The sequence below is a fragment of the Methylibium sp. T29-B genome (assembly GCF_000576225.1).
In the GTDB taxonomy this organism is placed as follows: domain Bacteria; phylum Pseudomonadota; class Gammaproteobacteria; order Burkholderiales; family Burkholderiaceae_C; genus Methylibium; species Methylibium petroleiphilum.
Genome location: NZ_AZSN01000172.1, coordinates 1 through 7168 on the forward strand (window position 1 = coordinate 1; position 7168 = coordinate 7168).

General features: G+C 71.8%; 6 protein-coding genes and 2 pseudogenes. All 8 read right to left on the reverse strand.

Going from position 1 to position 7168, the window contains the following annotated elements:
* A partial coding sequence (locus Y694_RS18450) for an ATP-binding cassette domain-containing protein (RefSeq protein WP_036235183.1) occupies positions 1-778 on the reverse strand: 778 nt, incomplete at its 3' end.
* A pseudogene (locus Y694_RS18455) lies at positions 775-1468 on the reverse strand (cysteine hydrolase family protein). The gene Y694_RS18450 and the pseudogene Y694_RS18455, both read right to left, overlap by 4 nt.
* A gap of 18 nt (positions 1469-1486) precedes the next feature.
* Positions 1487-2403: pseudogene (locus tag Y694_RS18460) on the reverse strand (ABC transporter permease).
* A gap of 52 nt (positions 2404-2455) precedes the next feature.
* Positions 2456-3553 (reverse strand): ABC transporter permease, encoded by a 1098-nt coding sequence (locus Y694_RS18465; protein ID WP_036235185.1) that lies wholly within the window; start codon positions 3551-3553, stop codon positions 2456-2458.
* Positions 3554-4167: 614 nt separating this feature from the next.
* Positions 4168-5292: a BMP family ABC transporter substrate-binding protein gene (locus Y694_RS18470; protein ID WP_011828369.1), complete on the reverse strand. Its 1125-nt coding sequence runs from the start codon at positions 5290-5292 to the stop codon at positions 4168-4170.
* Positions 5293-5522: 230 nt separating this feature from the next.
* Positions 5523-6197, reverse strand: a complete 675-nt coding sequence (locus Y694_RS18475; RefSeq protein ID WP_231497773.1) for a GntR family transcriptional regulator — start codon at positions 6195-6197, stop codon at positions 5523-5525.
* 122 nt (positions 6198-6319) lie between these two features.
* Positions 6320-6712: an oxalurate catabolism protein HpxZ gene (gene hpxZ, locus Y694_RS18480; RefSeq protein WP_036235189.1), complete on the reverse strand. Its 393-nt coding sequence runs from the start codon at positions 6710-6712 to the stop codon at positions 6320-6322.
* Between the two features lie 19 nt (positions 6713-6731).
* The coding region (locus Y694_RS18485; protein ID WP_036235191.1) for an amidase family protein at positions 6732-7168 on the reverse strand (437 nt) is incomplete at its 5' end.

Below are 7168 nucleotides of genomic sequence, written 5' to 3' on the forward strand. Positions count from 1 at the left end.
GGCGCGCGGCGCTGCCGCCGGCGGTCTCGCCGATCATGGCCTGCGCCAGCTCGGCCGGCGTGGTGTCGGGCACGCCCACGCCGTGCACCTTGCGACCGCGGCGCAGCACCGTCACGCCGTCGGCGTAGGCCATCACCTCGCGAAACTTGTGCGTGATCATCAGCACCGTGCATTCGCCGCGCCGCGCGACGGCACGCACGAAGGCCAGCACCTCGTCGGCCTCCTGCGGCGTGAGCACCGAGGTGGGCTCGTCCAGGATCAGCAGCCGAGGCTTCAGGTAGAGCTGCTTCAGCAGCTCGAGCTTCTGCTTCTCGCCGGCGGCCAGCTGGGCCGGCGTGGCGTCGAGGTCGAGCGTGAACGGCGTGGTGGTCAGGAACTCGGCCAGCGCCTTGCGCTCCTTGGCCCAGTCGATCAGCGCCGGCGTGCGGCCGCCGGCCAGCAGCAGGTTCTCGGCCACCGTCATGCCGGGCGCCAGCGTGAAGTGCTGGTAGACCATGCCGATGCCCAGCGCGCGCGCGACGATGGGCGAGGCGATGTCCTGCTCGCGGCCGTCGATCAGCACCGCGCCGTGCTCCGGCGGGTGGTAGCCAGCCACGCACTTGACCAGCGTGGACTTGCCCGCGCCGTTCTCGCCGAGCAGCGCATGCACCGAGCCGGCCGGCACCTGCATCGACACGCCATCCAGCGCGGTGAAGCTGCCGAAGCGCTTGGTGAGCTCGAAGGTGTCGAGCGCGAGTGCGCCCTCGGTCGGCGGTCGGGGGTCGAGCGGGGCGGTCATGCCAGCGTCTCCAGCACCGCGGTGGACGACGCCACCGCGCCGAACACGCCGCCCTGCATCTTGACCATGTGCAACGCCGCGAGGTGGTTGCTGGGGTCGGTGGCCGCGGTGCAGTCCGACAGCAGCAGGCATTCGTAGCCGCGGTCGTTGGCGTCGCGCATCGTGGTGTGCACGCACACGTCGGTGGTGATGCCGGCGAGCAGCAGGTTGCGGATGCCGCGCACGCGCAGCAGCATGTCGAGGTCGGTGGCGTAGAACGAGCCTTGCCGGGCTTGTCGATCACCGGCTCGCCGGGCCGTGGTGCCAGCTCGGGGATGATTTCCCAGCCCGGCTCGCCGCGCACCAGGATGCGGCCGCAGGGGCCGACGTCGCCGATGCCCACGCCGCCGGTGCCGGCACGGCGCGAGCGCCAGCGCTTGTTGGCCGGCAGGTCGGCGAGGTCGGGGCGGTGGCCTTCGCGGGTGTGGATGATGTGGAAGCCAGCGTGCGCAGGCGCGCCATCAGCCGCTTGATCGGCTCGATGGGCGCGCGCGTCAGCGCCAGGTCGTAGCCCATCTTGTCGACGTAGCCGCCGACGCCGCAGAAGTCGGTCTGCATGTCGATGACGATCAGCGCGGTGTTGTCGGGGCGCAGGTCGCCGTCGTAAGGCCAGGGGTAGGGCTCGGCATCGACGAAGGATTCGTTGGGCATCGCAGGCTCCTTCTTCTCTCAGCGCGCGGACGACAGCTCGCCCGGGCTGCCCTGCGCCACGCTGCCGGGCCGCAGCTCAGCACCAGGATCACCAGCGTGAGCACATAGGGCACGGCACTGAACAGGTAGTAGCCCTGGCTGATGCCGATGGACTGCAGCGCCGGGCCGATGGCGCCGGCCCCGCCGAAAAGCAGCGCCGCGCCCACGCAACGCAGCGGACTCCAGCGCGCGAAGATCACCAGCGCCACGGCGATCAGGCCCTGGCCCGAGGAGATGCCCTCGTTCCAGCTGCCGGGGTAGAACAGCGTGAGCGACGCACCGCCCAGCCCGGCGATCGCGCCACCCGCCGCGGTGGCGGCGATGCGGATCGCGCCGACCGAGTAGCCGAGCGCGCGCGTCGCGTTGGCCGAGTCGCCGGCCAGCCGCACCAGCAGGCCCCAGCGGGTGCGCGCGAAGCCCAGCCACAGCACGACCGCGAGCACGATGCCCAGCGGCAGCAGCGGGTTGATCTGCAGCGCGGCCTGCACCACGCTCGACTCGCTCCAGCCGCCCAGCGCGAAGGGTGTGAGCTGCGGCGCCTGCGGCTGGATCAGCGGCTTGCCGAGGTAGAAGGCCAGGCCGGTGCCGAGCAGCATCAGCGCGATGCCGGTGGCCACGTCGTTCACGCGCGGCAGCGTGCACAGCAGCCCGTGCAGCAGCGCCAGCAGCGCACCGGCGCCGGCCGCGACCAGCACGCCGACCCACACCGAGCCGCTGAGATAGGCGCCGCCGAAGGCCGCCATCGCCGACAGCACCAGCACGCCCTCGAGGCCGAGGTTGATGCGGCCGGCCTTCTCGGTGAGGCACTCGCCGAGGCTCACGAACAGGAAGGGCACGCCGACGCGCAAGGCGCCGCCGAGGATGGCGGCGGAGAAGGCGATCAGGGTGTCGCTCATGACGTGGCTCCCGTGTGCTCGATCGCCCGCTGCTTCGTCGTCATCCTCGTCATCACGTTCCCCCGCCCTTGACCTTCAACTGCACCGGCGCCGCCGGCCCGGCCGGGGGCCTGAGCTTCACCGCGGCGGCGCGCCAGTCGATGCCGCGCAGCGCCTCGCTGGCGAGGATCAGCACGAAGGCGATGCCCTGCAGCACCTGCACCGAGGCGTCGGGCAGGTCGAGCCGGCGCTGCAGCAGGCTGCCGGCCGCGCCGAAGCCACCGAACAGGATGGCGACCGGGATCACGGCGATCGGGTTGTGCCGTGCGATGAAGCTCACCAGGATGCCCGCGTAGCCGTAGCCGGCGATGATGGAAGCGTTGGCGTTTGTGTGCACCGCGGCCACCTCGATCGCACCGGCCAGCCCGGCGCAGGCGCCGCCGATCGCGCAGGCGATCAGGATCAGCCCGCTGGCCGGCAGGCCCACCAACTGCGCGGTGCGCGGGTTGCCGCCGACCACGCGCACCGCGAAGCCGCGCGCGGTGAGCGCGAGCCACAGGCCCAGCGCCGCGCAGGCCAGCAGGCCCAGCACCAGGCCCCAGTGCACGTCGGAGCCGAACATGCCGCCGATGCGGATGCCTTCGTCCAGCGCGCGCGTGGACGGCTTGTTCAGCGTGGCCGGGTCACGCAGCGGGCCCTCGACGATCTGCTTGAACAGTGCGATCGCGATGTAGGCGAGCAGCAGGCTGCTGATGGTCTCGTTGACGCCGCGGTACTGCCGCAGCGCACCGGCCAGCGCGATCCACGCGGCGCCGGCCGCCATGCCGGCCGCGCAGACCAGCACGGTGCCGATCACGTTGCCCGGCAGCGGCACCGCGTAGGGCAGCGCCGCTGCGGCCAGGCCGCCGAGCACCAGCGCACCTTCGCCGCCGATGATCACCAGGCCGGCACGCGCCGGCAGCGCGACGCACAGCGCAGTGAGCATCAGCGGCGCGGCGCGCTGCAGCGTGTTCTGCCAAGAGAACCAGTCGCCGAAGGCGCCCTTGAACAGCAGCACCCAGACCTCGACCGGGTCGGTGCCACCGAACCACACGAACACGCCGAACAGCAGCAGCGCGGCGAGCAGCGCGCCGATCGGCAGCAGGATGTCGGCGAGGGCAGTGCTGCGCATGGCGGTCGGCTCCGGTGGCGTTCTCAGAGGTGCGCGCAGGCGCGGCAGGCGGTGGGCGCCGGGGCGGTGATGGGGTGCAGTCGGCGCGCTGCGCCGACTGCGCTGCGGTGCGCGTGCCGCAGGCGCGTCGCGCAACTCGCTTTGTTCGCTGCGCGAACTGCGCTCGGACAAGCACGACGGATCGGATCACGAAGCGCGCTGCGCGCGCCGCCTGCGGCCCTGTGCTCCTCGCTGCACCCCGACACCGCCCCCGGCGCCCACCGCCTGCCGCGCTGAACTCTCGGTGGCAGACCATCGCGGCGCGGCACCGATGTCTCTGCCGGGGTGTGGCCGGCCGGGCCGGGGGGCGCGTGAGAGGCGCCGAGGCGCGCAGGGTGCGTGGCCGGCGCGCGACGCGCGCCTCGTGGACTGACTGGCCGCGGCTGTCCGAGCGCCGTGAGCGCAGCGAACAGAGCGAGTTCCGCGGCCCGGCCATGCAACCGAGCACCGCAGGGAAGCCGGCGCCGAGCGCCGGCCGCCGAACCCGTGCACTCCGGCCCGGCCGGCCACGCCCCGGCGGCTCGGTCCGAGCGCTGCTCCAGACAGCTTGTCGGTCGACACGGTCCGCGCTCGCCTCAGATCGACCCGACCACACCCTCGACCAGGTAGTTCATCTTCTCGAGCTCGAGGTCGGTCTGCTTCAGCACCTTGCCGGCCGGGATGACCACCGCGCCCTTGTTGTCCTTCAGTCCGCCGGTGAAGATGTCGAACGAGCCGGCGATCATCTTGGCCTTGATGCCGTCGGCGGCCGTCTTCGCGGCCTCCGGCACCATCGGGCCGTAGGCCGACATCTTCACGTAGCCTTCCTTCAGGCCGCCGCGCAGGAAGTTCGGGTGCGGCTTGCCGGCCTGCGCCGCCTCGATGATGGTCTTGTAGGCGGTGAGCCAGTTCCACTCGGCGCCGGTCAGGTAGGCATTGGGCGCGAGCTTGGCCTGGCTGGCGTGGTAGCCGCAGACCATCTTGCCGCGCTTGGCGGCGGTCTCGACGATCACCTTCGGGCCGTCGACGTGCATCGTGAACACGTCGGCACCCTGGTCGGCCAGGCTGTTGGTGGCCTCGGCCTCCTTGACGGCCATCGACCACTCGCCGGTGAAGATGACCGTGCAGGTGATCTTGGGGTCGACCGAGCGCGCGCCCATCGTGAAGGCGTTGATGTTGCGCAGCACCTGCGGGATCGGCTTGGCGGCCACGAAGCCGAGCTTCTTGCTCTTGCTCATGTGGCCGGCGATCACGCCGTTGAGGTACTGGCACTCGTCGATGTAGCCGAAGAAGCTGCCGGTGTTCTTGGGGTGCTTGCCCTCGGTCCACATGCCGCCGCAGTGCGAGAAGCGCACGTCGGGGTACTTGGCGGCGAGCGCCAGCATGTGCGGGTCGAAGTAGCCGAACGAGGTGGGGAACAGCAGCTTGGCGCCGTCCTGCACGATCATGCCGGTCATGGTCTTCTGCACCGCGGTGGTCTCGGGAACGTTCTCCTCCTCGACGACCTTGATGCCGGGCAGCTTCTTCACCTCGGCCGCGGCGGCGGCCTGCGCCTGGTTGTAGCCGAAGTCGTCCTTCGGGCCGACGTAGATCACGCCGATGGTCATCTTGGTCTGGGCCTGCGCGGCGCGCAGTGCCCAGGGCGAGGCGGTGGCCAGGCCGGCGGCCGACAGTTGCGCCAGGGCGCGGCGGCGGGAGGCCCGGAAATCGTGTTGCGTCATGGTTCCTTCTTCCTCGATGTGGATGGCACGGCAGCAGCGGGACGGGGCATCCGCAACCGGCGCGGCCGGTCTTGGTGCACGTATTGGTATACAAGATGGAATACGCAAATGCCGTGCCTGCGGCCGGCTGCCGCAGCGGCGCGGCGGATGGGGCGGTGGAGCGATGCGCAGCCCGGCCCCGGCGCCCAGAGGCGCCGGAAACGGCAGGGGGTGGCAGCGTGGGTGGCGCGTCAGCGCGCGAGCTGCGCGCGGGCCTGCTGGAGCATCGCCAGCGTGATCTTGCGGACCTCGGACTTGCTCTGCTCGACGTGGCTGCGCAGCAGCAGCTGGGCCTGGTCGAGCTTGCGCTGCATCACTGCGCGCAGGATCTTGGCGTGCTCGGTGTAGGTGGCGTCGATGCGGTCGCCGCGCGTGAAATCGAGCCGGCGGATGATGCGGATGCGCTCGGTCACGTCCCAGTGGACGCGGGCGATCTCGGCGTTGCCGGCGGCGCGCACCAGCGTGGCGTGGAACTGCTCGTCGAGTGCACCGACTTCGCGCCCGTCGCTCAGGCGTTCGGCGGCCGGCAGCAGCCAGGTCTTCTTCAGCGCGTCGAGTTCGGGCGAGGAGTCTTCGGCACGGGCGCACAGCTTGGCCACGCTGGCCAGCTCGAGCAGCACGCGCAGGTCGTAGAGCTGCTCGAGCTTGTCGAAATCGATCGGCCGCACGTACCAGCCCGATTTCGATTCCACTTCGAGGAAGCCCTCGTTGCGCAGCCGGAACAGTGCCTCGCGCACCGGGGTGCGGCTGACGCCGAGGCGGGTGCCGATCTCGGCCTCGGAGAAGCGGTCGCCGGGCACCAGCAGGAAATCGTGGATCTCGGCCTTGAGCCGGGCGTAGGCCTGTTCGGCGAGGTTGCTGCGCACTGCGGTGGCGGGCAGCGCGGTGGCCGGGGCTGCTGCGGCGGTGGCGCGCGCGCGGGAGCGGCGGTTGCGGGACGGCGGGCGGGACGCGTGCTCATCGCGCGAGTCTAGACGGCGCTCGGAACTCAGCCATCGATCAGGCTCACGTGCGCGGCCACCACGCGCCAGCCGCCGTCGGCGAAGCGCACCCAGGTCTGGCTCTGGCGGCCGATGCGGGCGTCGCCGTCGCGGTGGAACTCGGTCATCGCGGTGGCGAAGTCCTGACCGTAGGTGGTGATCACGGTGAGCGCGAGGCGGCGTGCCAGGCCCTGCGAGGGGCGCGCGCGGCGGAAGGCGCGGATCGCGTCGATGCCGACCAGGTTCTCGGCGGTGCCGTAGCGCACCGTGTGCGCGCTCGGCCAGAACAGCGCGTCGAGCACGTCGATGCGGTTGTGGACCAGCGCGTCCTCGTAGCGCGCGAACACGGCCTGCATCTCGGCCAGCACCTCGGGGCGGTTGATGTCGTGGTCTTCGGTCATCGCCGATCTTCCTTCGGATTCAGTCGAGCGCGGCGACCGGCGAGCGCGCGACGCCGGCGGCCTCGAGCGCGGCACCGACGCGCAGCGCATGGTCCTCGCGCCAGGGGGCGGCGATCACCTGCACGCCGATCGGCAGGCCCGGCTGCGCCTCGCTGCAGCCCCACACCGGCACCGCGCACACCGGCAGGCCGATGCAGGAGATCGGCTGCGTCAGCAGGCCCAGGCTGGGCCGGGCCGGCAGCCGCTGGCCGTTCAGCTCCAGCCACTCGGTGCCGAGCAGTGGCGCGACGCAGGGCGTGGCCGGCGCCAGCAGCACGTCGACCTGGCCGAACAGCTCCGCCGCGCGCTGTGCGAACCAGCGCCGCACGCGCTGCGCCTGCAGCACCCAGGCGGCCGGCAGCAGCGCGCCGGCGAGGAAGCGGTCGCGCGACAGCGGCTCGAAGTCGTGCGCGCGCG